Raw genomic sequence first — 25,429 nt, forward strand, 5'->3', positions numbered from 1 at the left:
ATGGCCGAAGAATTTCTGCGCATCGACAAGCTGGTCAAGGCCTTCGGCGGCAACCAGGTCGTCAAGGGCGTCGACCTCTCGTTCAACAAGGGCGAGTTCGTCAGCCTGCTCGGCCCGTCGGGCTGCGGCAAGACCACCATCTTGCGGATGATTGCCGGCTTCGAGCGTCCGGATTCGGGCCGCATTCTGGTCGAGGGCAAGGACATTTCCGGCCTCGCGCCCAACCAGCGCAAGATCGGCATGGTGTTCCAGGCCTATGCGCTGTTCCCCAACATGAACGTCGCCGACAATATCGGCTTCGGGCTGAAAATCGCCGGCATGCCAAAGCCGCAGCGCGAAGCCCGGACCGAGGAGATGCTGCAGCTGATCGGCCTTTCCGGCTACGGCAAGCGCTATCCGTTCGAACTGTCGGGCGGCCAGCAGCAGCGCGTGGCGCTGGCGCGCGCGCTCGCCCCCAGCCCCCGCATGCTGCTGCTCGACGAGCCGCTCTCCGCGCTCGATGCCAAGATCCGCGTCTCGCTGCGCGAGCAGATCCGCCAGATCCAGCGCGAACTGGGGATCACCACGGTGTTCGTGACGCACGACCAGGAAGAGGCGCTGTCGATCTCCGACCGGATCGTCGTGCTCAACACCGGTAATGTCGAGCAGTTCGGCCAGCCGTTCGAGATCTACAACCGGCCGCAGACCAGGTTCGTCGCGACCTTCGTCGGCACGCTCAATACCCTTAATGCCACCGTCGCCGACGCCGGCGCCAAGACCGTGACACTGGGCGGCACCACCGTCACCATCCCGGCTTTGCCCGCTTCTGCACGCAACGGTGAAGCCGTAGCCCTGACTATGCGGCCCGAAGCGGTGTCGCTCGCCAACGGCGCGACGCGCGATATCGTGCTCGATGGCAAGGTCGCTGAAGTCAGCTTCCTCGGCTCGGTGATCCGCCTGAAGGTCGACCTCGGCGACAACGCGGTGAACCTCGACACCTTCAACGACCAACGCACCCCACCCCCGGCGCACGGAGCGCCAGTGCGCATCGGCATCGCCTCGAGCGACGTGCTCGTGCTGGAGCGGTAGGGGGCACCGCCCCTGCTGCCAGCCAACCACCGCACCTCCCCCAAACTCGATGTCATCCCAGCGAAAGCTGGGACCCAACCCGCAGGTCTGCACCAGCGGAGAAATGGGTCCCAGCTTTCGCTGGGATGACAGCCGGTGGGTGGGAGAGAACCTGCCACAAATGCGGCCGCGTCAGCGGCATGCGCAAAATCCTTCTCCCCCCTCCCCCCAACCAGCAACACTTTGACCCGCAAGCCGATTCACCCGCGCGCCATCCTGCACTAAGGTGCCCCGCAAATCGCGGAGCACCCATGACCACCCCACTCGTCACCACCGACTGGCTTGCCGACCACATCGATGACGCCAATGTCGTCCTCGTCGATGCCAGCTGGTACATGCCGGCCGCCAACCGCAGCGGGCGCGCCGAATACCTCAAGAGCCACCTGCCCGGCGCGGTGTTCTTCGGCATCGACGATATCGCCGACAAGACCACCACCCTGCCCCACATGCTGCCGACCCCGGCGGCCTTTGCCGAGGCGGTGGGCAAACTCGGCATCGCCGACACCGACACCATCGTCGTCTACGACGAAGCCGGCGTCTTCGCCGCGCCGCGCGTCTGGTGGAGCTTCCGCGCCATGGGCGCCAGGGACGTGCGCGTACTCGATGGCGGCGGCCCGAAATGGCGCGCCGAGGGCCGACCGACCGCCTCGGGCGAGGAGCAGCCGGCACCCCGAACTTTCGTGCCGCACTACCAGCCGGCGCTGGTGCAGAATTTCGACGCCGTGCTCGGGCTGACCAGCTCGAAGGCCAGGACCATCGTCGACGCCCGCCCCGGCGACCGCTTCCGCGGCGAAGCTCCCGAACCCCGCCCGGGGCTGGCGTCGGGGCACATCCCAGGCAGCTTGAGCGTGCCGGCGAGCGAGGTGACCGCGAACGGGCAGCTGAAGTCAGCGGCGGAGTTGCAGGCGCTGTTTGCGAAAGCCGGTGTCGATGTGACCAAACCCATCGTCACCAGTTGCGGCTCGGGGGTGACGGCGTCGACGGTGGCGCTGGCACTGGCCATTGCCGGGGCCAGGGATGTGGCGGTCTATGATGGGTCGTGGACTGAGTGGGGCGGCAAGGCCGATGCGCCGGTGGAGCGGGGCTGAGGCGGGCTGACTGCAGGCGGACGGCCCCCTCCCGGCCTCCCCCATAAAGGGGGAGGTGAAGAGTCGAGGCTCTGTCTGCGATCGTGCCAAACACACCGAAAGGGCACCTCCCCCTTTGGGGAGGCCGGGAGGGGGCCGTCTCTATCAGTCGGGTCAGCCAACGCAAGCGGCCCCACCCCACCCTTGATCCCTCCCCATCAAGGGGAGGGAGACCCGACTGCAAGGCTTCGGTTCTTTCGTCTCCCTCCCCCTTGTGGGGAGGGTAGCGCAGCTAGGCGGAGCCGTAGCGAAGCTGGGTGGGGGTGGGCCCCACGCTCCAGCCCCTACCCCCGCGAAACCCGCCAGCTCCTGACCTCGAACGGCCGCAGCCCCGCACCCTCGCCGCGCGCCATCGGCTCCTCGAGAATGTTGAGGCTCTCCCCCAGCTTCCAGCCCTCCGGCACCTGCACGGCGAAATCGCCGCGCCTACCTGACGGCTCGTACACCCGCAGCACCAGCCCGTTGCCGTCCTCGGCCGGCTTCAGCCCCGACAGCGCTGCCGGAATGCCGTCGATCCCGATCGGCTCATAATGCACCGCGGCGACGCCGCTGGCGACGGCCGCCAGCATCGGCTGGTTGAGGTCCTCGGCTTCCTCGCGCACCCGGCCCTCGTGCCATTCGCCGGCATGCGGATAGAGCGCATAGGTGAAGCGCTGCCCGCCTTCATCGGCCAGTGGGTCCGGATAGACCGGCGAGCGCACGAGGCTGAGGCCCAGCACATTGCCCTTGGCGCTGTGCCCATACTTGGCGTCGTTGAGCAGCGCCACGCCGAAACCCGGCTCGCTCATATCGAGGAAGCGATGGCCCGGCACTTCGAACTGCGCCTGGTCCCAGCTGGTATTGTTGTGCGTGGTGCGCTGCACCACCCCGTTGGCGTGCTCGAACGTCGCGTGCGCGGCGCGCACCGCCACCGGCGTCTGCGTCCTGAGCAGGCAATGCCGATCGTGCCAGTCGATCTCGGTCGCGATATCGAGACGCACCCCGTTGGCGTCGAGGCTGTAGGTCTGCGTCACCGTCGAGGCGCGGAAGCGACGGACGATGCGGATCGCGGCGCGCGCCGGGGTATCCTCGACCACTTTGATGCTTTCAGGGCGGTTCAGCTCGATGCCCTTCTTGGCGTAGTCCTCCTCGATATCCCAGGCATCCCAGTCGCGCGGCTTATCGGCCGGATAGACCCAGAGCTGGTTGCCGCGGCCCGCGAGCGCCTCGCGCCCGGTCGCTTTGTGGATGAGGCTGGTGACGGTGCCGTCGAGCCCGATCGTGGCGCGAAGATGCGTGTTCTCGAGGTGGCTCTCGCTCACCGACAGGCCCGCCAGCGGCTCGAGCGTCGCGCGGGTGAACACCTTGATGCCGAGCGGCGCCATCACGTCGGAACTCGAGAAATGCGTGCCGTCCGACAGCGTCACCCGCACTGGCCGGCGGCTGAGCGAGGGGTTCACCACGATCACCGCGTCATGCACATCGCCGTTCGGGATGCGGTTGACGATCACCGACATCGCCATCTGCTGGCGCGCCAGTGCGCGGCCGACCGCGTCGTTCAGCTCGCGCTCGGCATCCTCGTAGACCTCGGCGATCGACGAGCCGGGCAGGATGTCGTGGAACTCGTTCTTCAGCACCACGCGCCAGATATGCTCGAGGCTCTCCGGCTGCTCGCCACCGAGCAGCGCCGCCAGCGAGGCCAGCGTTTCGGCGGTGATCAGCGCCCGCTCAGCCTGCCGGTGCGCCTTCTTGGTGGCGCTCTGCGTGGTGAGCGTCGCGCGGTGCAGTTCCAGATAGATGTCGCCCTGCCACACTGGCAGCTCGGTCTGCTTGCCGGTCTCGTGCGCCGCAGCGAAGAAATCCTCGACCCGGCTCCAGCGCGCCTTGGGCAGCACCGGGAAATCCCGCAGCTGCATTTCGCGCTCGACATATTCCGGCGTCACCCCGCCACCGCCATCGCCATAGCCCACGGCGAGCAGCGAGGTCGAATGCTGCGGCTTCTGCATGAAGTTACGCCAGGTCTTCAGGATGCTGAGCGGGTTCACCGCGCCATTATAGCCGTGCCAGGGGTTGTTGAAGGTGTGGGTCAACACCCGCGAGCCATCGATCCCCTCCCACCAGAACAGGTCGGCCGGGATGGTGTTGGTGTCGTTCCAGTTCACCTTGATGGTGAAGAACGAGTCGATACCGCCTTGTTTCAACAGCTGCGGCAGCCCACCCGAAAAGCCGAAGCAATCGGGCAGCCAGCACACCCGGTGCTTGACCCCGAACTTCTGCTGGAAATAGCGCTGCCCGTAGAGGATCTGCCGCGTCAGGCTCTCGCCGGTGGGCATATTGGTGTCGGGCTCGACCCACATGCCGCCGACCGTCTCCCAGCCGCCGGCCGCCACCTTCGCCTTGATCTTCTGGAACAGCGCCGGATCGTCTTCCTCGATCTGCGCGTAGTAATGCGCCGTCGACTGGTTGAAGCGGAAACCCGACTGCGCCAGGTACTCGTTGCTCCCCTCCATCAGCGTCACCGCCGTCGAGAAGGTGCGGCGCATCTTGCGGCGGGTCTCGGCATAGGGCCAGAGCCAGGCGAGATCGATATGGGCGTGCCCGGTGAGCGCGATCTCGCCCTGTTGCGGGAAGCGCTGCTTGAGTTCGCGCAGCCGCTCGATCAGCTTCAGGTCCGCCTTGATGACGCTCTGGCGCTGCGCTTCGCTGAGCGGCGCCGGGTTGTCCTTGAGCGGCGGCAATTGCCAGATCTTCTGCTGGCCGCGCTGCGGCGCAAAGCGCGCGACATAATCCTCCGTCCCCGACGGCCATTCGAGCGCGTAAAAGGCCTCCTCCGCCGCAGCGACGAGGTGCGGCACCACCTCGTGCTCGCCGAGCTCCGTCGCCGCTTCGTGCACTTGGCTCAAGCGCAGGCGGAACGCGTCGACCGCGCCGTCGAGCCAGTAGAGTCTGGCGTCGTTCAGATGCGGCTTGCGCACCGGTTCGCCGAACGGCAGCCGCGCCACCGCTTCCGCCTCGATGCGGAAATCATGCGCCCGTACCGGGAATTCCTTGTGATACGGGTCGTTGCCGAAACCGACATTGTCGTCGCCATAGATCAGCGTCGCCAGCGCCTCGCCACCCAGGTCGAGGAACAGCCGCGTCTCGGCAATCGGCCAGCTCGAGGGCACCGAAACGCCGGCGGCAAAGCTCTGCACGCCGTCACGGCTCGGCCATGGCGCCCCGACCTCGATCGGCTTGCCGTTCAGCGTCCAGCCGCCCACCGGCAGTGTCTCGCGCTCCCGCCACCAGGTGAGCTCATCCAGCCGCACCCTGATCCGGTCCAGCCGCTGCTCGATGGAAAGAGCCATGCGAAATATCCTCGTTGCAACGTTACAATGCGCGGCGGACAAAACCATAACTGGCCGCGGCTCGCTAGGGCGGGACGGAGGAAAAGTTGCCGGTTGTGGCGAGATGTCTGGGTTGTCGCCTCCCTCCCCCTTGAGGGGAGGGATTGAGGGAGGGGGTGGTGCAGTCACCACCGTGCCCGCCTCACCACCCCCACCCCCAGCCCCTCCCCTCAAGGGGGAGGGGAGCATACGACAGCGCAGCAAAAAGCCCGGGTCCCACCATCGTGAAACCCGGGCTCATTCGTCCGTCGGCTGCGACCGCTTACGCCTTGTTCTTGTTGTACAAGTCGAAGAACACCGCGGCCAGCAGCACCACGCCCTTGATCATCTGCTGCAGGTCGATGTTGATGCCCATGATCGACATGCCGTTGTTCAGGACACCCATGATGAAGGCGCCGATCACCGCGCCGGCGACCTGGCCGACGCCGCCCAGCGCCGAGGCGCCGCCGATGAACACCGCGGCGATCACGTCGAGCTCGAGCCCCTGCCCCGCCTTCGGCGTCGCCGAGTTGAGGCGGGCGGCGTAGATCATGCCGGCGAGCGCCGCGAGCGCCCCCATGATGGCGAAGATGTAGAAGGTCAGCCGCTCGGTCTTGATGCCCGACAGCGCCGCCGCCTTGGGGTTGCCGCCGATGGCATAGATACGCCGGCCGAAGGTCAGACGCTTGGTGAGGAAGACGAAGCCGGCAATCAGGATGCCCATCACCACCAGGACGTTCGGCAGGCCTTTGTAGGACGCCAGCATATAGGTGAAGAACAGCACCAGCGCCGCGATCACGATGTTCTTTGCGGCAAACAGCGCGAACGGCTCGCTCTCATAGCCGCGCGCCGTACGGCGGGCGCGGGTGCGGATCGACAGCAGGATCATGCCGACCACGGCGACGATGCCGATGGCGAGCGTTGCCCCGTGCAGCACCAAGGGCTGCACGCCCTGGCTGGCCGGCACGAGGGTGATCGCCCCGATGAAGTCGGGGATGAACCCCGCCGACAGCAGCTGGAACTCGGCCGGGAACGGGCCGACCGACTGGCCGGCGAGAATGGACAGCGACAGGCCCTTGAAGATCAGCATGCCGGCGAGCGTCACGATGAAGCTCGGGATGCGGTAATAGGCGATCAGGTAGCCTTGCGCCGCGCCGATCGCCGCCCCGACCACGAGGCAGATGAGGCCTGCAACGATCGGGTTGGCGAGGAAAGCCAGCTCCGGCGGGAACTTCCAGCCGACCATCAGCATGGCCGCCAGCGCGCCGATAAAGCCCGACACCGAGCCGACGCTGAGGTCGATATGGCCGGCGACGATCACCAGCAGCATGCCCAGCGCCATCACGATGATGTAGCTGTTCTGCAGGACGATATTGGTGAGGTTCAGCGGCTTGAACAGCACGCCGCCGGTCGTCCACTGGAAAAACAGCATGATCAGGATCAGCACCAGCAGCAGGCCGTATTCGCGGAGGTTCGCCTGCAGCGCGCCCCAGATCGAAAGCGGCGCAGCGGCTTCTGCCGGGGTTGCAGCCTGCGGTGCGGTTTCGGTCGTCATGATGCAACTTTCCCTTCGGCGCGCACGATGGCGCGCATGATCTTTTCCTGGCTCGCCTCGACGGTCGGCATTTCGCCGACCAGCCGGCCCTCGTTCATCACGTAGACGCGGTCGGTGATGCCGAGCAGTTCCGGCATCTCCGAGGAGATGACGAGGATGGCTTTGCCCTGCGCGGCGAGCTGGTTGATGATGCTGTAGATTTCGTACTTGGCGCCGACATCGATGCCGCGGGTCGGCTCATCGAGGATCAGCACTTCGGGGTTGGCGAACAGCCACTTGGACAGCACCACTTTCTGCTGGTTGCCGCCCGACAGGTTCCCCACCGTCTGGTAGACGCTCGAGGACCGGATATTGGTCTTCTTGCGATAGTCGTTCGCCACGTCGAGCTCGGCGAGGTCGTCGATGACGCCCCAGCGCGACACGCCCCACAGGTTGGCGAGCGTGGTGTTGTGCTTGATGTGGTCGATGAGGTTGAGCCCGAAGGTCTTCCGATCCTCGGTGGCGTAGGCGATGCCGTGCGACACGGCCTTTTCGACCGTCGAGGTATCGACCTTCTTGCCGTGCAGCAGCACCTCGCCGCTGACCTTCACGCCGTAGGATTTGCCGAACAGGCTCATGGCGAATTCGGTGCGGCCCGAGCCCATCAACCCGGCGATCCCCACCACTTCGCCCTTCCGGACGTTGAGGTCGATGCCCTTGATCACCTGCCGGTCGCGGTGCTGCGGGTGGTAGACCGACCAGTTCTTCACCTCGAACACCACCTCGCCGATTTGAGGCGCGCGGGCCGGGTAGCGATCCTCGAGCGGGCGGCCGACCATCGAGGTGATGATCCGGTCCTCGGTGATATCGGCCTTGTCGAGCGTCTCGATGGTGCGGCCATCGCGGATCACCGTGATCCGGTCGGCAATCTTCGAAACCTCGTTGAGCTTGTGCGAGATCAGGATGCAGGAAATGCCCTGCGCCTTGAAGCCGAGCAGCAGGTCGAGCAGCGCCGCGCTGTCCTTTTCCGAAAGGCTGGCGGTCGGCTCGTCGAGGATGAGCAGCTTCACTTCTTTCGAAAGCGCCTTGGCGATCTCGACCAGCTGCTGCTTGCCGGTGCCGATATTGGTGACCAGCGTATCGGGGTCTTCGTTGAGCCCGACCTTGCGCAGCACGGCGCGGGCGCCCTCGCGCGTCTCGTCCCAATCGACGATGCCGGCTTTGGCGCGCTCGTTGCCGAGATAGATGTTCTCGGCAATCGACAAGAGCGGCACCAGCGCCAGCTCCTGGTGGATGATGACGATGCCCTTGTGCTCGCTGTCGCGGATCGAGCGGAAGGCGCATTCCTCGCCATTATAGATGATCTGGCCCTCATAGGAGCCATGCGGGTAGACGCCGGAAAGCACCTTCATCAGTGTCGATTTGCCGGCACCGTTCTCGCCGACGATGGCGTGAATTTCGCCGGCCTTGACGTCCAGGTTGACGTTCTGCAGCGCCTTCACACCAGGAAAGGTCTTGGTGATGTCACGCATCTGCAGGATCGTGTCACGCATCGGCAAGATCGTGTCGCGCATCTCCGGGATCGTGTCGGTCATGGGCGGCCTTCTGGTTGGTCCCGGTCGCCAGATGGCGCCGCGGGGCCGGATTTACTTGTGGGGCGAAGTTTACTTGAGGGGATAGAATGCCGAAAGGGCCCCGCTGCTCAGCGAGGCCCTTCCGAAGGCTTCGACCTTACTGGAGGTCGGATTCCTTGATGTAGCCCGAGTCGACGACCAGAGCCTTGTAGTTGGTGGCATCGACGTCATGCGGGACGAGCAGGATCGACGGCACGACCTTGACGCCATTGTCATAGGTCTTGGTGTCGAGTCCTTCAGGCGTACCGCCGCCGACGACAGTGTCGACGAGCGCGGCAGTGGTCGCGGCCAGTTCGCGGGTATCCTTGAACACGGTCGAGTACTGCTCGCCGGCAATGATCGCCTTCACCGACGGGACTTCGGCGTCCTGCCCGGTGATGATCGGCCACGGCTGGTCGGCCGAACCGTAACCAACGCCGCGCAGCGACGAGATAATGCCGCGGCTCAGCCCGTCATAGGGAGCCAGGACGCCATCGACGCGGCTGCCGTCCGAGTAGTTGGCCGAAAGGATGTTGTCCATGCGGGCCTGCGCCACGGCGCCGTCCCAGCGGAGCGTGCCGACCTTGTCCATGCCGGTCTGGCCGGACTTGATCACCACGTCGCCCGAGTCGATCAGCGGCTGGATGACGCTCATCGCGCCGTCGTAGAAGAAGAAGGCGTTGTTGTCGTCGGGCGAGCCGCCGAACAGTTCGACGTTCCACGGCTTGGTGCTCGGGAAACGTTCCTTCAGGCCCTTGACCAGCGAGTTGGCCTGCAGCACGCCAACCTGGAAGTTGTCGAAGGTGGTGTAGTAGTCGACATTGGCGCTTTCGCGGATCAGGCGGTCATAGGCGATGACCTTGATGCCCGAGTCGGCAGCCTGCTGCAGCACGGCACTGAGCGTCGTGCCGTCGATCGACGCGATCACCAGGGCCTTCACGCCCTTGGTCACCATGTTCTCGATCTGAGCGAGCTGGTTCGGGATATCGTCCTCGGCATATTGCAGGTCGACGCTGTAGCCCTTGGCCTCGAGGGCGGCCTTCAGCGAGTCACCGTCCGAAATCCAACGGAGCGACGACTTGGTCGGCATCGCAATGCCGATGGCGCCCTTGTCCTGGGCAAACGCCTGGCCGGAGAGCGCGATGGCGCCAACGGTGACGGCGGTCATAAGAAGCTTCAAGGCTTTCACTGGTTTCCTCCCGGGTAAACCTTGGTGACGGAACCGCGATCGGGACGTGCCGCCCGCGGGGAGGACAGGTGAAGGGAACCAACCATCGCAGCTCATTGCTGCGCGGGTCTTCGTTGCCGTGCCGGGCACCCGGTGGCGACGCCTCCCAAACGCCCCGTAGCCGGGGCATTTCGCGCGTCCTCCAACGCGCCGGCGGAACCTAGAGTAATCAGATATCGCTGTAAAGATGTCCGCCGAACGGCTGCCGAAGGCGTGTTCGCCGAGCTTTCATCCTTGCTCAAATTGCTATGTCTGCATTACAATTCGGCGTTGAGGAGAGCACCGGACAGACGACAAAGTTCGCGTCGGTGCCGTATAACATATCAGATAGGTGTGAGGGGAATGGCCCGTAGCGACGTGAACGCCGGCCCGGAGGATTACCCACTGACGGCGGCCGAGAGGGTGGCTAACGAGCTGACCGAGATCATTCTCGGCGAGCTCTCCCCGGGCGCCAGCATTCCGAGCGAAGCCGATATTGCCAGCCGCTTCGAGGTCAGCCGCCTGACGGTGCGCGAAGCGGTGAAAATGCTGGTCGGGCGCGGCCTCCTGCATATCGGCCGCGGCCGCCGCGCCGTGGTGCGCGAGCCCGACAGTTCGGTGTTCGCGGCACTGCTGGTTTCGATCGTCCGCAACGATCCCAAGGGGCTGTTCGACCTGATCGAACTGCGCATGGCGATGGAATCGCTGTCATCGGGCCTCGCTGCGAAGCGCGCCAGCCGCGCCGGCATCCAGGCTATCGACAGCGCCATGCGCGACATGCGCGCCTCGGCGGCCGAGGCAGCCGACGGCGAGAACCCCGAGGCCGAAGCACGCTTCCACGAAAGCGACCTGCAGTTCCACGAGGCCATTGCCATGGCGAGCGGCAACCGGGTCATCGCCTTCATCTTCGAAGCCATGGCCAAGCCCCTGCGCGAAAGCTTCGTGATGAGCCGGCGCGGCCAGACCCTGCGCGGCGCCGGCCGCGTCGAAACCGTCGAAGCCCACCAGGCCATCCTCGACGCCATCCGCGCCGGCGACCAACGCGCCGCCGTCGACGCCATGCGCGCGCACCTCAAAAGCACGGAACTGGATATCCGCTCGCACCTCGCCAGCGGGGTGGCGGCGGCTTAGTGCAGCGCGCTTGGCGCCCCTCACCCCGCGGTGAGGCCTCCGGCCTCATCCGCCGCCCTCTCCCCCCGGGAGGGCGCTATTGCGCCCCCTTGGAGAGGCGAGGGGACGCACTTTGCACGCCGGCGCCCCTATCGCCCCCTCGCCCCTTTGGGGAGAGGGCCGGGGTGAGGGGCGCCAAGCACACCGGCTGACGATACGCCAAGCCTACCCGTGATTGATCATCACATGCCGGACCGCCGTATAGTCCTCGAGCGCATAGACGGACATGTCCTTGCCATAGCCCGACTGCTTCAGCCCGCCATGCGGCATCTCGTTGACCAGCATGAAGTGCGTGTTGATCCAGGTGCACCCATATTGCAGCCGCGCCGCCGTCTGCATCGCCTTCGACACATCCTTGGTCCACACCGATGAGGCGAGGCCATAGTCGCTGTCATTGGCCCAGGCGATGGCATCCTCGGGGTCGGTGAAGCGGGTGACCGACACCACCGGCCCGAACACTTCGCGCCGCACGATCTCATCAGCCTGCAGCGCCCCGGCGATCACCGTCGGCTCGTAGAAGAAGCCCCGGTCGCCCGACACATGGCCACCTGCAGTGATCTTGATATGCGGCAGTTCCGACGCCCGCTCGACGAAGCTCGCCACCCGGTCGCGCTGGCGCTTCGAGATCAGCGGCCCGATCTCGTTGAGCGTATCGTCGGCCTGGTTGTACTTGATCGAGTTGACCGCCGAGCTCAAGTCGGCCACCAGCCTGTCGTGGATTTTCGGGCCGGCATAGATCCGGCAGGCCGCCGTGCAATCCTGCCCGGCATTATAGTAGCCGAAGGCCTTGAGCCCGCTCACCACCGCCTCGAGGTCGGCATCGTCATAGACGATCACCGGCGCCTTGCCGCCGAGTTCGAGATGCGTGCGCTTCACCGATTTGGCCGCCGCCTGCAGCACCTTCTTGCCGGTGGCGACGTCGCCGGTGATCGAGATCATGTTGATCTTGGGGTGGTTGATCAGCGCGTTGCCGACGCTGTCGCCGCGCCCCAGGATAACGTTGACCACGCCCTCGGGCAGCACCTCAGCGAAGACTTTCGCGAGCTTCAGCGCCGTCAGCGGCGTCTGCTCTGATGGCTTGTAGACCACCGTATTGCCGCCGGCGATGGCCGGCGCCAGCTTCCACGCCATCATCATCAGCGGGTAATTCCACGGCGCGATCGAGCCGACGATGCCGATCGGGTCGCGCCGCACCATCGAGGTGTGGCCCGGCAGGTATTCCCCCGCGATCGAGCCCTGCATATTGCGCACCGCCCCGGCAAAGAAGCGCCAGCAATCGACGATCGCCGGGATCTCGTCGTTCTTGACCGCATTGATCGGCTTGCCGCAGTTCAGCGCCTCGAGCGCCGCAAAGCCATCGGCATCGTCCTCGATCGCCTGCGCGATCTTGAGCAGATAGTTCGAGCGCTGCCCCGGCGTGGTCCGCGACCAGCTGGCGAAGGCCTTCTCCGCGGCGAGCACGGCCGCATCGATCTGGCTCAGCGACGCCTCGGGGATACCCCGGATCAGCTCCCCGGTTCTGGGATTGAGCACCTGCTCCTCGGTTTCCGTCCCCGCCTCGAAGCGCGAGCCGATCAGCATTTCGGTGTGCATTTTCTCTCTCCCATAACTCGACTTTCAGTGCACGTGGCCACCCCCCTCCCAGCCTCCCCCACAAGGGGGGAGGTGTGGGTCGGTGAGGGTGGCAAGAGACCTGCCAAAGCCCCGATCGGCACCTCCCCCCTTGTGGGGGAGGTTGGGAGGGGGGTGGCCAGGTGAACTGCAGCCAGCATCACTTCCCCATCCCCGCCACCGTCTGATCCCCGCCGCGGCTGAAATAGAACGCCAGCAGGATCGGCAGCAGCGTCACGATCACCACCACCATGGCGACCACATTGGTCACCGGGCGCTGCCGCGGCCGCACCAGTTCCTCGAGCATCCAGATCGGCAGCGTCTGCTGCTGGCCGGCGGTAAAGGTGGTGACGATCACTTCGTCGAAGCTGAGCGCAAAGGCCAGCATGCCGCCGGCGAGCAGTGCCGTGCCGATATTGGGCAGGATGACGTGGCGGAAAGTCTGGAACTTGTCGGCGCCGAGGTCCATCGCCGCCTCGATCATCGAGCCCGAGGTGCGCCGGAAGCGCGCCACCGCATTATTGTAGACGACGACGATGCAGAAGGTCGCGTGCCCCAGCACAATCGTCCAGAACGAGAACGGGATCTCCATCAGGCTGAACGCTGAACGGAGCGATATGCCGGTGATGATGCCGGGCAACGCAATCGGCAGGATCACCAGCAGCGAAATCGTCTCGCGCCCGAAGAACCGGGTGCCTGAAACGGCCGCGGCGCAGAGCGTTCCCAACACCAGCGCGATGGCGGTCGAAATGGCCGCCACCTGCACCGACAGGGTCAGCGCCTGCCACACGTCGGGCCGGTTCCAGGTCACGGCAAACCACTTCAGCGTCAGCCCCGGCGGCGGCCACTGATAGGTCCGCTCCTCCGAGGAGAAGGCATAAAGAAAGATCAGCGCGATCGGCGCCAGCATGAAGAACAGCCCGGCGCCGGCAGCGAGCTTCAGCCCCCAGGGGGCGCGGGGGGTGTCAGAGCGCATCATGGCCTCCGACATCGAGCGTGGGGCTCACCCCCTCCCAACCTCCCCCGTCTAGGGGGAGGTGCCGGCCGGTGCGTGTGGCAAAATAGGAAGGCAAGCCTCGATGGGCACCCTCCCCCTTCGGGGCGCTACCGCGTCCCCCGGGAGGGTTGGGGAGGGGGGCGGGGAGCCCGGATGCCTGAGGCTCAAAGCGCATCGAACGCCCCCATGCGCTTGGCCATCCACAGGTAGAGCCCCATGATGACGATCGGCACCACGGTGAAGGCGGCGGCCAGCGGGATGTTCCCGGCCGTGCCCTGGTGCGCGTAGACCGCCTGGCCGATGAAGAAGGCCGAGGTGCCGATGATCTGCGGGATGATGTAATCGCCCAGCGTCAGCGAGAAGGTGAAGATCGAGCCGGCGACGATCCCCGGCAACGCCAAGGGGAAGATCACCTTCCAGAACGTCTGCATCGGCGTCGCACCCAGATCGGACGACGCATCGAGAAGATTGGTCGGCACCCGCTCGATCGCCGCCTGGATCGGCAGGATCATGTAGGGCATCCAGACATAGAGGAAGACGAGGAACGTGCCGGTGTAGCTGATCGACAGCGAGTTGCCGCCGATCACCGGCAGCGAAAGCCAGGCGTCGAGCAGCCAGGTCAGCTGCAGCTGCTCGAACACCCAGTTGAGGATGCCCTCCTTGGCGAGGATCAGCTTCCAGGCATAGACCTTGACCAGATAGCTGGCCCACAGCGGCAGCATGATGCCCAGATAGAACAGCGCCTTCCATTTCCCCCGCGCATAGCGCGCCGCCATATAGGCGATGGGAAAGGCGATCAGCGCCGAGGCCAGCGTCACCGCTGCCGCCATGCTCACCGTGCGAAGGATCACGTCGAGGTTCTGCGGCCTCAGCAGCTCAGCGTAGGTCTTGAGCGTGAACTCGTAGTTGATCAGCCCGGAGAACTCATCGATCGAGAAAAAGCTCTGCAGCAGGAGCGCGAACAGCGAGCCGACATAGACGATGCCGAGCCAGAGCAGCGCCGGCAGCAGCAGCAGGAAGACGAACAGCTTCGGCTGCCGCCAGAAGCGGTCGCTGAGCGCCCCGAGCCAACCGCGCTGGTTCGGGAGGATGGCGCTGGAACTGCTCGCGGCGATCGCGCTCAACCGGCATCCTCCATCATGTGCAGCGCCTCGCGGGCAAAGCCGATGGTCACCCGGTCGCCCTCGGCGGGCACGTCAGTGCCGGAGGGAACCACCGCATGGAGGAGCGTGCCCCCCAATTCGATGCCGAGCCGGGTCGTGGCGCCGAGATAGGAGCGCGACACCACCGTTCCGGTGAGCGCCGAATGGCCACCCTCGCTGCGGAGCAGGTGGATCGCCTCGGGCCGCAGCGAGGCCCAGCGCCGCTCGCCGGCAATGGTCTCGACGAACTCCGGCGCCAGCACGTTGGACGAACCGACGAAATCGGCGACGAAGCGCGAATTGGGCTTGGTGTAGATCTCTTCGGGCGTCCCCACCTGCACCAGCTTGCCAAAATCGAACACCGCCACCCGGTCGGCCATCGACAGCGCTTCGCCCTGGTCGTGGGTGACGAAGATGAAGGTGATGCCGAGCGTCTTCTGCAGCGCCTTCAGCTCTTCCTGCATCTGCTCGCGCAGTTTGAGATCAAGCGCCCCGAGCGGCTCGTCGAGCAGCAGCACCTTGGGCCGGTTGACGATGGCGCGGGCCAGCGCCACTCGTTGTCGTTGACCGCCCGAGAGCTGGCCGGGCCGCCGGTCGCCATAGCCGCCGAGTTTCACCAGCTCCAGCGCCGCCTCGGCCTCGCGAGCCCGCGTCGCCTTGTCGACCCTCTTCAGCATCAGCGAGAATTCAACATTCTCGCGCACGTTCATGTGCGGGAACAGCGCGTAATCCTGGAACACCGTGTTGACGTTGCGCCGATAGGGCGGCACGCCCTCCACCGCGTCGCCGAAAATCCGGATCTGCCCCAGCGTCGGCTGCTCGAAGCCGGCGATCAACCGCAAGCAGGTGGTCTTGCCCGAGCCCGAGGGGCCGAGCATGGCGAAGAACTCCCCTTCCCCGACCTCGAGATCGACCTCGTCGAGAGCTCTTACCGCGCCGAAATGGCGGGAAACGGTTTGCAGGGACACGGCCGAGGTCATGCGTCAGGGAGCCTTTGCGTCAACCGGGGAGCTTCACCGTCTCAGATAACGGCGAAAGATCCGCGGGGATCAACCGGAGGATTTGCAAAGGCAAATCCCCGGGATGTCGGGAGAATTTTGCCGCGAGCGGCAAAATTCCCCTAGGGCCGGCGATTTGCCGTCGGCAAATCGCCGGGATCGGAGGATTTGCCTCACGGCAAATCCCCTTGGTGTCACCCCCGCAACGGCGGAAACCCACTCGCTGTGGACGCGAGGTTGCGCTGGGCTCCGCCGTCGCGGGAGTGACCGTCGCGGGATGAGGGAACAGCGCAGCGCGCTTTTCCCCCGGGCCGACTAGAGCCCCCTAGCGGCCGCCGATAACCCCGACGTAGTCGCTGACCCAGCGGTAATACGGCACGCACTCACCCGCCTCGCACTTAGCGGTCGGGGTCCGCCAGAAGCGGATCTTGTCGAAGTTCTCGTAGCCGTTGGTGGCGCAGCCCTCATCGGTGAGGAGCTCATTGCCCTTGCAGGCGGCCGGCACCGACGGCACCGTGCCGAACCAGGCCGACACATCGCCCTGCACCTTGGGCGAGAGCGAATGCTCCATCCACATATAGGCGCAGTTGGGATGCGCGCTCTCGGCGTGCAGCATCGTCGTATCGGCCCAGCCGGTGATGCCTTCTTCCGGGAAGGTCGACGCTACCTTGGCGCCTTCGGCCTTCAGCACGTTGACCATGAACGGCCAGGACGAGGAGGCAACGACGCCTTCGTTCTTGAAGTCGTCCATCTGGATGAACGCATCGTGCCAGTAGCGGCCGACCAAGGTGCGCTGCACCCGCAGCAGGTCGAGCGCCGCCTTGTACTGATCCTCGTTCAGCGCATAGGGGTCGGTGATCCCCAGTTCCGGCTTGTGCTTCATCAGGTAAAGCGCCGCGTCGGCCACGTAGATCGGGCCGTCATAGGCCTGAACGCGCCCCTTGTTCGACTTGCCGTCGGGCAGCGTCGTCTCTTCGAACACCACGTTCCAGCTGGTCGGCGGCTTATCGCCAAACACTTCGGTATTATACATCAGCACGTTGGCGCCCCAGACATAGGGTGTGCCGTAGTGCACGCCATCGACGGTATGCCAGGCGGCGCTTTCGATGCGCGGATCGATCGTCGACCATGACGGGATCAGCGCGGTGTTGATCGGCTGTACGCGCTTGCCGGCAATCAGGCGCAGCGAGGCATCGCCCGAGGCAGTGACGAGGTCGAAGCCGCCTTCGTTCATCAGCGCGACCATTTCGTCCGAGGTGTTGGCGGTTTTCACGGTCACCTTGCAGCCGCTATCGGCTTCGAACTTGGTGACCCAGTCATAATTCGGGTCGGTCTCACCGCGCTCGATGTAACCGGCCCAGGCGACGATCGAAACTTCGCCCTCCCCCGCGCCGAGCGACTGCAGCATCTCCTGCGCAGCCACCTGACCGGTGAAGGTCGCAACCATGGTCAAGGCCGTACACGTCTTGAGGATGGATTTCATCGATTTCTCCCTGCTCGGGCAGCGCTCCCAAATGCGCATCATGCCCTTGATTGGGAGCTTATCGAGCGCTTTGCTATTCGCAAATGTATTCGTCCGGGGGGAGCTTTCGGAATTTCCGATAGCTCTTCTGCTCCCCTCCCCTCAAGGGGCCTCAAGGGGGAGGGAAGCACCGACTGAGGGGCTCAGTGCCCCCCTCAGCGCTCCTGCGCCGCCCTGCCCCGCGACGGGTGCTGCTGCTGCGCTAACCCGATGAAATCGCGGGCCGCCTGGGTCAGCTGGCTGCCGCGCCGCCAGACCATCCCCACCTGTACCACCGGCAGCGCCCCCGAGATATCGCGACTCTCGATCCGGTCGCCTTCCAGCGACCACGGTCGATAGACCAGGTCCGGCAACAGCGCGATGCCGGCGCCGGTGGCGACGAGGCTGCGCACTGCCTCGACCGAGCGGGTGCGGAAGGCCACATTGGGCCGGGCGCTGAAGGCGGCGAGGAGCTTTCCGGTATTCTCCTCCGTCTCGTCCACCGTCAGCATGATCAGGGGCTCCGGCACGATATCGGAAACCGAAATGATGTCGGCCCCGGCCAGCCGGTGCCCAAGGGGCAGCCACAGCCGATAGGGCGAGGTCTCGAAGATCTCGGCCTGCAGCGCCACGCGATCCCTCAAATTGGAGATCACCATCACCGCCACGTCGAGCTCGCCGCCGATCAGCAGGTGTTCGAGATAGTCGCCATTATCCTCGATCGCCGTGACATTGACGTTGGGATAGGCGCGCCGGTAGCGCGCGAGGAGATCCGACAGCACATAGCCGGCCACCAGTGACGTCACCCCCAGCTGCAGGTTGCCGCCGGCCGGCGCCTCTGCTTCGCCAAAACTGCGCCGCGCATCCGAGACGCTGGCGAGGATACGGGCCGCGTGGCGGTAGAACTGGTGCCCCTTATGGGTAATGGTCAGCCCGCGCCGATGCCGCTCGAACAGCGTCACCCCGAGATCGGATTCCAGCTCCTTGATCGCATCGGTCACCGCCGACTGGCTGATCGACAGCGATTGCGCCGCCCCCGACACTGTCCCCTCCTCGGCGACCGAGATGAAATACTGCAGCTGCCTCAGGGTGAAAGCCATGCCGCACTAAAGCATTGCGTCCGCTGGCGCTCAATCGCTATGGGTGGGCAAAACTCGAGCTTCGGAGGCAAATCATGGGCAGCCGCGCCAACACCCTCGCCGCCATCGAACGCCGCGTCCGCCGCATCGGCCGGCCGTTCGGCGTGAGCCTGCTGGTGGCAGAAAAGCGCAACCCCAAGATCGAGGCGCATGGCGGCTACATGCTGCGCGACGACGACACCTTCGAGATCGTCTTCGGCAATGCCGGCTACGATTTCTCCGCCAGCCTCGAGGAAATCGAGGAGTTCCTCTTGGAATCGCGCACCGCCATGCGCGAGGAGATCAAGAGCAAGAAGAAGCGCTGACTTCTGCCTCACGGTCGCTCGTCGCTGCGCTCCAAGCGACGAGCGACTGCCTAACCCCGCAACACCCCCCGCACCCACTCCCGCACCCCGCGCACCCAACCCGCCGCCGCCTGCCAGGCCGCGGTCGATTTCGCCCAATCGATCGCTCGGTCGCGCAGCGCAAACATCCAGCCCAGCAGCCGTGCGAACCACTCGATCCGCATCAGCTGCTGATACACCGCATGAAAGATCCGCTCGACCACCAGCAGCGACAGCGCATGAGCCAGCAATAGCCCGATAGTGCCGGTGATGACGTGGCCGGTACCGGCCCACCAGATGGCGACCACCTTCATCGGTTCGATCACCACGAACGGCACGCCCAGCGCCACCAGCGCCGCATAGGGCGGCAGCCGGCCGAGCCAGTCGCCAAGCCGCTGGAACAGACGAAGCGCGCTAAGCCACGCGATCAGCGGCCGGAACAGCGGGAACAGCAGCTCGTCGAGCAGCGTGTAGATCACCACCGCGACCGTCACCACCGCCCGTCCGATCGCCCGGATCACGCGCGTTGCTCCGTCATGTTTTCGTCCGCCTCTCAGGAAGGCTAGCCGCGCCGCGCTTCTATGCTATCGTCGCGTCGGGAAGTTTCTGTGCCTCAGTAGCGAGCGTCCGACCGTATGTCGATCAAAGCCGCGATCTATCACCTGACGCACTACAAATACGACCGTCCGGTCGTCCTCCAGCCCCAGATCATCCGGCTCCAGCCCGCCCCGCAATCAAAAACCAAGGTGCTGAGCCATTCGTTGCGGGTGTCGCCGGCGAACCACTTCGTCAACCTGCAGCAGGACCCCTACGGCAACTACCTTTCCCGCCACGTCTTCCCCGAGCCGGTCACCGAGCTGAAGATCGAGGTCGACCTCGTCGCCGACATGACGGTCTACAACCCGTTCGATTTCTTCGTCGAGGAGCGGGCCGAGACCTGGCCGTTCGAATATCCTGAAGAGCTGCGCGACGATCTCTCCATCTACATGAAGCCGCAGCCGGCGGGGCCGCTGCTCACCGAGTTCCTGCGCGGTGTCGACCGCACGCCGATGAACACGGTCAATTTCATCACCGCGCTCAATGCCCGGGTGCAGCGCGAGATCGGCTACATCGTCCGGCTCGAAACCGGCGTGCTCGAGCCCGAGGAAACGCTGACCCGCGCCCAGGGTTCGTGCCGCGATTCGAGCTGGCTGCTGGTGCAGGCGCTGCGCCATCTCGGCCTCGCCGCCCGCTTCGTCTCCGGCTACCTGATCCAGCTGAAGCCTGATCTCGTCTCGCTCGACGGGCCGGCCGGCACCGACCACGATTTCACCGACCTCCATGCCTGGTGCGAAGTCTACCTCCCCGGCGCCGGCTGGGTCGGGCTCGACCCCACCTCCGGGCTCCTGGCCGGCGAGAGCCACGTGCCGCTCGCCGCCACCCCGCATTATCGCAATGCCGCGCCGATCTCCGGCTTCACCAGCTTCGCCAATGTCGAATTCGCCTTCGATATGAAGGTGAGCCGCGTCGCCGAGCACCCGCGCATCACCATGCCGTTCTCCGACCAGAGCTGGGACCGGCTCAATGCGCTGGGCCGAACGGTCGACGCCGAGCTCATCAAACACGATGTCCGCCTCACCATGGGGGGCGAGCCGACGTTCGTGTCGATCGACGATTTCGAGGCCGGCGAGTGGAATGCCGACGCGGTCGGCCCGACCAAGCGGGCCAAGGCCGATGCGCTGATCCGGCGGCTGCGTGAACGCTTCGCGCCCGGCGGTCTGCTGCATTACGGCCAGGGCAAGTGGTACCCGGGCGAAACACTGCCGCGCTGGACCTTCTCGCTCTACTGGCGCCGCGACAACCAGCCGGTGTGGCGCGACGAGACACTGTTCGCCCATGAGGGTGTGCCCACCGAAGCCAAGCCCGGCGACGACCAGCGCCTGCTCGCCGAAATCGCCGCCAATCTCGGTGTCGGCACCGAAACCATCGACGCCGCCTATGAGGATCCGGGCGATTGGCTGGTGAAGGAAGCTCGCCTGCCGCCCAATGTCGACCCGGCCAATTCCGAACTGGCCGACCCCGAGGCGCGGGCCCGCATGGCGCGGGTGTTCGACAATGGATTGAACAACCCCACCGGCTATGTGCTGCCAGTGCAGCGCTGGAACGCCCTGCCCGATCGCAACAACCGCTGGATTACCGAGAAATGGCGGACGCGTCGTGGAAAACTGTTCCTCGCCGCCGGCGACTCGCCGGTCGGCTACCGCCTGCCGCTGAGTTCGCTGAAGCATGTGGCGCCCACCGCCTATCCGCATGTGGTGCCGCGTGATCCGCTGATCGCGGTGCTCGAGCTGCCCGACGTCGAGGAGCTGCTACAGCAGCCTGTAGAGGTCCGCATCGGCCACCACGCCCAGCCTTCGACCTTCACTGCCGACCCGACGATCTCCCAGGAGATCACCGAGCAGGTGCTGGACGAGATCGACTCGACCGTGCGCACCGCCATCACCGTGGAGCTGCGCGAAGGCCGGCTCTGCGTCTTCCTGCCGCCGGTTTCGACAGTCGAGGATTATCTCGAGCTGATCGCCGCCTCCGAGGAAGCGGCGAAAACCCTCGGCCTCCCCATCCATGTCGAGGGTTATGCGCCGCCTTACGACCCCCGCCTCAACGTCATCCGCGTCGCGCCCGACCCCGGCGTCATCGAAGTGAACATCCACCCGGCTTCGAGCTGGGAGGAGTGCGTCGCCACCACCACCGCCGTCTACGAAGAAGCGCGGCAGGCCCGGCTCGGCGCCGACAAGTTCATGATCGACGGCAAGCATACCGGCACCGGCGGCGGCAACCACGTGGTGGTCGGCGGTTCGACCCCGGGGGATTCGCCGTTCCTCCGCCGCCCCGATCTCCTCAAGAGCCTGATCCTCCACTGGCAGCAGCATCCGGCGCTGAGCTACCTGTTCTCCGGGCTGTTCATCGGCCCCACCTCGCAGGCGCCGCGCCTCGACGAGGCCCGGCACGACAGCCTCTATGAGCTCGAAATCGCCATGAAGCAGGTACCGGCGCCGGACGACGGCCCGGCGCCGCGCCCCTGGCTGGTCGACCGGCTGTTCCGCAACCTGCTCGTCGATGTCACCGGCAACACGCACCGCTCGGAAATCTGCATCGACAAGCTCTATTCGCCCGATGGCCCGACCGGCCGGCTCGGGCTGGTCGAGTTCCGCGGCTTCGAGATGCCGCCCAATGCCAGGATGAACCTCGCGCAGCAATTGCTGGTCCGCGCCCTGATCGCCCGCTTCTGGAAGGCGCCCAAGCAGGGTAAGTTCACCCGCTGGGGCACGACGCTGCATGATCGCTTCATGCTGCCGCACTTCGTCTGGGCCGATTTCCTCGATGTGCTCGGCGACCTCAGGGACAACGGCTTCGACCTCGACCCCGAATGGTTCGCGGCGCAGCTCGAATTCCGCTTCCCGTTCTGCGGCGAGGTGGAGGTTGAGGGCATGAAGCTCACCCTCAACCAGGCGCTCGAGCCCTGGCATGTGATGGGCGAGCAAGGCGCCATCGGCGGCACCGTACGCTTCGTTGATTCATCGGTTGAACGCCTTCAAGTAAAGCTCGAAGGCCTCAACCCCGGCCGCTATCAGGTCACGGCTAATGGCCGCGCCGTGCCGCTGACCCCAACCGGCGATGCCGGCGTCGCCGTGGCCGGCGTCCGCTACAAGGCCTGGCACCCCGCCTCGGGCATGCACCCGGTGCTGCCGGTCAACGCGCCGCTGCATTTCGATATCTACGACACCTGGTCAGCCCGCTCGATCGGCGGCTGCACCTACCATACGGCCCACCCGGGCGGCCGCAATTACGAGACGTTCCCGGTCAACGGCAACGAAGCGGAGGCACGGCGCCTCGCTCGGTTCGTACCGAGCGGCCATACACCGGGGGCGTTCGTGCCGCCGACCGAGGAACGCTCGGCGGAATTCCCGCTGACGCTGGATTTGCGGGTGCCGGTGTAGGCGCTGACTGAGAGAGACGGCCCCCTCCCATCCTCCCCCATGAAGGGGGAGGTGCCTCGCCGGTTCACATGGCACGATCGAGCGACAGCCTCGACTCTTCACCTCCCCCTTCATGGGGGAGGCCGGGAGGGGGCCGTCTGCTTCAGTCAGCACACTCTCCCCCAATCTTACCCATTCCCGCCAATTCCCCCTTGCCATTCCACCCGCATCCGCTAGCGCTATTTCCCCATGGATAAGCGGAATCAACGGCAGGTCAGGAAGCGCGGGGCGCCGAGCCTTGTTGCCGACTACAAGCTGTTGCCGGGTGTTCCGGACGAAATGATCGACGCCGCGGGGCAGATCCGCCCGAGCTGGGCGCCGCTGATTTCGGCGCTCGAAGAGCTCGGGCATGAGGAACTCGGCGGGCGCTTCGAGCGCGCCGACCAGTATCTGCGCGATGCCGGCGTCTACTATCGCAAATATGATGGCGCCGAGGGCAAGGAGCGCGCCTGGCCGCTGGCGCATGTGCCGCTGATCCTCGATGAGAGCGAGTGGCTCACCATCACGCACGGCCTGACGCAGCGCGCCGAGCTGCTCGAAACCATCGTTGCCGACATCTACGGCACCAACACGTTGGTGCAACGTGGCCTGCTGCCGCCCGAACTGATCGCTCGCAACGACGAGTTCTTGCGGCCGATGGTCGGGGTGCGGCCGGCCAGCGGCCATTTCCTGCATTTCTGCGCCTTTGAGCTCGGCCGCGGCCCGGATGGCGGCTGGTGGGTGCTGGGCGATCGCACCCAGGCGCCGTCAGGCGCCGGCTTTGCCGTCGAGAACCGCGTCGCCACCACCCGCGCCCTCTCCGATATCTATGGCGAGATGCATGTGCATCGGCTCGCCGGGTTCTTTCGCGGCTTCCGCGATGCGCTGACCGGCATCGCCACCGATGGCAGGGTCGGCATCCTGACGCCGGGCCAGCACAACGAGACCTATTTCGAGCACGCCTATATCGCCCGCTATCTCGGCTTCACCCTGCTCGAGGGCGAGGACCTGGTGGTCGACAACGGCCAGGTGATGGTGCGCACCGTCTCCGGCCTGCAGCCGATCAGCGTCCTGTGGCGGCGCATGGATGCGAGCTTCGTCGATCCGCTGGAGTTGCGCTACGACAGCCATATCGGCACGCCCGGCCTCACTGAAGCGCTGCGCCAGGGCACCATCTCGATGGTCAACGCGCTGGGCACCGGCATCCTCGAGACCCGCGCCTTTTCGGCCTTCATGCCCAACCTCTGCCGGGCGCTGACCGGGCGCGAGCTCGAGCTGCCCTCGATCGCCACCTGGTGGTGCGGCGGTGCGGCCGAACGGCAGCACGTCATCGACAATTTCGACACCATGATGGTCGGCTCGGCCTTTGCCACCGGCCTCGCCATCGAGGATCAGCGCGGCACCGTGGTCGGCGGCGCGTTGCCCGAGGCCGAGCGGCAGGCGCTGCGCGCCCGGCTCGAGGCCGAAGGCGGCCGCTTTGTCGGCCAGGAGCAGGTGCAGCTCTCCACTGCCCCGGTCTATGTCGGCGGCAAGCTTGAGCCGCGGCCGATGACGCTGCGCGTCTATGCTGCCCGCACCCGCGATGGCTGGACGGTGATGCCCGGCGGCTTCGCCCGGGTCGGCTCGACCCAGGATTCAACCGCCATCGCCATGCAGCGCGGCGGCCAGGCGGCCGACGTCTGGGTGGTCAGCAAGCAACCCGTCGAGCGCGTCACGCTGCTGCCGACCGAAGGCGAAAAGCTGGTCCGCATGTCCTCGGGGAGCCTGCCGAGCCGGGCTGCCGACAACCTGATCTGGCTCGGCCGCTATGCCGAACGCTGCGAGGCCATGGTGCGGATACTTCGCGCCTACAACGCACGGCTGGCCGAGATCTCCAACACCGACCAGGCGATCCTCAAAGATACCCGGGCCTATCTCGATGGCATCGGCGTCGATGCCGAGGTGCCGCTGCCACCGGGCCTGCTCGCCGCCATCGACAGCGCCGTGCACAGCGCCAGCCAGATCCGCGACCGCTTCTCGCCCGATGGTTGGCTGGCTCTGACCGATTTACGCAAGACCGCCAGAAGCTTCTCGCAGCGCGTGCTGCCCGGCGACGATGCGACCCGCGCCATGACGGTGCTGCTGCGCAAGCTCGCCGGCTTTTCCGGCCTCGTGCATGAAAACATGTACCGCTTTGCCGGCTGGCGCTTCCTCGAGATCGGCCGCCGGCTCGAGCGCGGCATCCAGATCGCCCACAGCGTCGCCTGGTGTACGCGCAAGGGCGCGCCCGAGGGGGCGCTCGACTTGCTGCTCGAAGTCGGCGACAGTGTCATGACGCATCGCCGCCGCTATGCGGTGAGCGCCGGGGTCAACTCCTATGTCGATCTCCTGGTGCTCGATCCGCTCAACCCGCGCTCGGTGCGCTTCCAGATCGCCGAACTCTACCAGCAGCTCGAGCAACTGCCCGGCGGCCTCGAGGATGGGCATTTGTCGATGGCGGCGAAGGCAGCATTGACGCTCGATACCGAGCTCCGCGTCACCGAGCCCGAGGACATGACGACGTCGAAAATCAACCGGCTGGGCATCGAGATCGGCAATCTCGCCGGGCTCATTGCCGACGCCTATTTCGTCTGAGGAGGCGG

Annotated in this window: 17 protein-coding genes; 6 read left to right on the plus strand and 11 right to left on the minus strand. The window is 65.8% G+C overall.

All coding sequences use genetic code 11. The features are described 5' to 3' along the window. Positions 1-1,068, plus strand: coding sequence for an ABC transporter ATP-binding protein (locus ASC68_RS15615; RefSeq protein ID WP_055881034.1), 1,068 nt, complete (start codon positions 1-3; stop codon positions 1,066-1,068). Between the two features lie 290 nt (positions 1,069-1,358). After that, complete coding sequence (sseA, locus tag ASC68_RS15620; RefSeq protein WP_055881035.1) at positions 1,359-2,195, plus strand: 3-mercaptopyruvate sulfurtransferase; 837 nt, start codon at positions 1,359-1,361, stop codon at positions 2,193-2,195. 323 nt (positions 2,196-2,518) lie between these two features. Here the strand turns inward: sseA and ASC68_RS15625 are convergent, their stop codons facing one another. The 4 genes from ASC68_RS15625 to chvE all read right to left on the minus strand — a co-directional run bounded on the left by ASC68_RS15625 (position 2,519) and on the right by chvE (position 9,893). After that, the gene (locus tag ASC68_RS15625) at positions 2,519-5,560 is read right to left on the minus strand and encodes a glycoside hydrolase family 38 C-terminal domain-containing protein (protein WP_055881038.1); all 3,042 of its coding nucleotides are present in this window, start codon (positions 5,558-5,560) and stop codon (positions 2,519-2,521) included. Positions 5,561-5,861: 301 nt separating this feature from the next. Beyond that, positions 5,862-7,133: a multiple monosaccharide ABC transporter permease gene (gene mmsB / locus ASC68_RS15630; protein WP_055881041.1), complete on the minus strand. Its 1,272-nt coding sequence runs from the start codon at positions 7,131-7,133 to the stop codon at positions 5,862-5,864. Beyond that, positions 7,130-8,665: a multiple monosaccharide ABC transporter ATP-binding protein gene (gene mmsA / locus ASC68_RS15635; RefSeq protein WP_055881310.1), complete on the minus strand. Its 1,536-nt coding sequence runs from the start codon at positions 8,663-8,665 to the stop codon at positions 7,130-7,132. The genes mmsB and mmsA overlap by 4 nt, the downstream gene beginning before the upstream one ends. A 178-nt stretch (positions 8,666-8,843) precedes the next feature. Then, positions 8,844-9,893, minus strand: coding sequence for a multiple monosaccharide ABC transporter substrate-binding protein (gene chvE, locus ASC68_RS15640; protein ID WP_156384702.1), 1,050 nt, complete (start codon positions 9,891-9,893; stop codon positions 8,844-8,846). Between the two features lie 402 nt (positions 9,894-10,295). Between chvE and ASC68_RS15645 the strand changes: the two genes are divergently transcribed. Then, positions 10,296-11,063: a FadR/GntR family transcriptional regulator gene (locus tag ASC68_RS15645; protein ID WP_055881048.1), complete on the plus strand. Its 768-nt coding sequence runs from the start codon at positions 10,296-10,298 to the stop codon at positions 11,061-11,063. Positions 11,064-11,267: 204 nt separating this feature from the next. Here the strand turns inward: ASC68_RS15645 and ASC68_RS15650 are convergent, their stop codons facing one another. From ASC68_RS15650 to ASC68_RS15675, 6 genes are all read right to left on the minus strand, one after another. Then, positions 11,268-12,695, minus strand: coding sequence for a gamma-aminobutyraldehyde dehydrogenase (locus ASC68_RS15650; RefSeq protein ID WP_055881049.1), 1,428 nt, complete (start codon positions 12,693-12,695; stop codon positions 11,268-11,270). Positions 12,696-12,873: 178 nt separating this feature from the next. Then, positions 12,874-13,689 (minus strand): ABC transporter permease, encoded by an 816-nt coding sequence (locus tag ASC68_RS15655; protein ID WP_055881313.1) that lies wholly within the window; start codon positions 13,687-13,689, stop codon positions 12,874-12,876. Between the two features lie 185 nt (positions 13,690-13,874). Then, positions 13,875-14,825 (minus strand): ABC transporter permease, encoded by a 951-nt coding sequence (locus ASC68_RS15660; protein ID WP_156387352.1) that lies wholly within the window; start codon positions 14,823-14,825, stop codon positions 13,875-13,877. Between the two features lie 5 nt (positions 14,826-14,830). Next, positions 14,831-15,832: an ABC transporter ATP-binding protein gene (locus ASC68_RS15665; RefSeq protein ID WP_055881055.1), complete on the minus strand. Its 1,002-nt coding sequence runs from the start codon at positions 15,830-15,832 to the stop codon at positions 14,831-14,833. A gap of 343 nt (positions 15,833-16,175) precedes the next feature. Further along, positions 16,176-17,333 carry an ABC transporter substrate-binding protein gene (locus ASC68_RS15670; RefSeq protein WP_055881057.1) on the minus strand — a complete coding sequence of 386 codons (1,158 nt, stop codon included), beginning with the start codon at positions 17,331-17,333 and terminating at the stop codon, positions 16,176-16,178. A 194-nt stretch (positions 17,334-17,527) separates the two neighbouring features. Then, positions 17,528-18,451: a LysR substrate-binding domain-containing protein gene (locus ASC68_RS15675; RefSeq protein ID WP_055881060.1), complete on the minus strand. Its 924-nt coding sequence runs from the start codon at positions 18,449-18,451 to the stop codon at positions 17,528-17,530. A gap of 74 nt (positions 18,452-18,525) precedes the next feature. Between ASC68_RS15675 and ASC68_RS15680 the strand changes: the two genes are divergently transcribed. Then, complete coding sequence (locus ASC68_RS15680) at positions 18,526-18,795, plus strand: hypothetical protein (protein WP_055881062.1); 270 nt, start codon at positions 18,526-18,528, stop codon at positions 18,793-18,795. A gap of 50 nt (positions 18,796-18,845) precedes the next feature. Here the strand turns inward: ASC68_RS15680 and ASC68_RS15685 are convergent, their stop codons facing one another. Then, positions 18,846-19,334: a hypothetical protein gene (locus ASC68_RS15685; protein ID WP_055881065.1), complete on the minus strand. Its 489-nt coding sequence runs from the start codon at positions 19,332-19,334 to the stop codon at positions 18,846-18,848. 114 nt (positions 19,335-19,448) lie between these two features. Here ASC68_RS15685 and ASC68_RS15690 point away from each other — a divergent pair, with 114 nt between their 5' ends. Together ASC68_RS15690 and ASC68_RS15695 are read left to right on the plus strand one after the other, a co-directional pair. Continuing rightward, the gene (locus tag ASC68_RS15690) at positions 19,449-22,790 is read left to right on the plus strand and encodes a transglutaminase family protein (protein ID WP_055881067.1); all 3,342 of its coding nucleotides are present in this window, start codon (positions 19,449-19,451) and stop codon (positions 22,788-22,790) included. Positions 22,791-23,018: 228 nt separating this feature from the next. Further along, complete coding sequence (locus ASC68_RS15695; protein WP_055881068.1) at positions 23,019-25,421, plus strand: circularly permuted type 2 ATP-grasp protein; 2,403 nt, start codon at positions 23,019-23,021, stop codon at positions 25,419-25,421. Positions 25,422-25,429: the final 8 nt, after the last annotated feature.

This window comes from Devosia sp. Root105, assembly GCF_001424865.1.
In the GTDB taxonomy this organism is placed as follows: Bacteria; Pseudomonadota; Alphaproteobacteria; order Rhizobiales; family Devosiaceae; genus Devosia_A.

Excerpts from the sequence above, each read along its gene's own strand:
- ASC68_RS15615 (WP_055881034.1), top strand. The coding sequence starts at position 1 with ATGGCCGAAGAATTTCTGCGCATCGACAAGCTGGTCAAGGCCTTCGGC.
- sseA (WP_055881035.1), top strand. The coding sequence starts at position 1,359 with ATGACCACCCCACTCGTCACCACCGACTGGCTTGCCGACCACATCGAT.
- ASC68_RS15625 (WP_055881038.1), bottom strand. The coding sequence starts at position 5,560 with ATGGCTCTTTCCATCGAGCAGCGGCTGGACCGGATCAGGGTGCGGCTG.
- mmsB (WP_055881041.1), bottom strand. The coding sequence starts at position 7,133 with ATGACGACCGAAACCGCACCGCAGGCTGCAACCCCGGCAGAAGCCGCT.
- mmsA (WP_055881310.1), bottom strand. The coding sequence starts at position 8,665 with ATGCGTGACACGATCCTGCAGATGCGTGACATCACCAAGACCTTTCCT.
- chvE (WP_156384702.1), bottom strand. The coding sequence starts at position 9,893 with ATGACCGCCGTCACCGTTGGCGCCATCGCGCTCTCCGGCCAGGCGTTT.
- ASC68_RS15645 (WP_055881048.1), top strand. The coding sequence starts at position 10,296 with ATGGCCCGTAGCGACGTGAACGCCGGCCCGGAGGATTACCCACTGACG.
- ASC68_RS15650 (WP_055881049.1), bottom strand. The coding sequence starts at position 12,695 with ATGCACACCGAAATGCTGATCGGCTCGCGCTTCGAGGCGGGGACGGAA.
- ASC68_RS15655 (WP_055881313.1), bottom strand. The coding sequence starts at position 13,689 with ATGCGCTCTGACACCCCCCGCGCCCCCTGGGGGCTGAAGCTCGCTGCC.
- ASC68_RS15665 (WP_055881055.1), bottom strand. The coding sequence starts at position 15,832 with ATGACCTCGGCCGTGTCCCTGCAAACCGTTTCCCGCCATTTCGGCGCG.
- ASC68_RS15670 (WP_055881057.1), bottom strand. The coding sequence starts at position 17,333 with ATGAAATCCATCCTCAAGACGTGTACGGCCTTGACCATGGTTGCGACC.
- ASC68_RS15675 (WP_055881060.1), bottom strand. The coding sequence starts at position 18,451 with ATGGCTTTCACCCTGAGGCAGCTGCAGTATTTCATCTCGGTCGCCGAG.
- ASC68_RS15680 (WP_055881062.1), top strand. The coding sequence starts at position 18,526 with ATGGGCAGCCGCGCCAACACCCTCGCCGCCATCGAACGCCGCGTCCGC.
- ASC68_RS15690 (WP_055881067.1), top strand. The coding sequence starts at position 19,449 with ATGTCGATCAAAGCCGCGATCTATCACCTGACGCACTACAAATACGAC.
- ASC68_RS15695 (WP_055881068.1), top strand. The coding sequence starts at position 23,019 with ATGGATAAGCGGAATCAACGGCAGGTCAGGAAGCGCGGGGCGCCGAGC.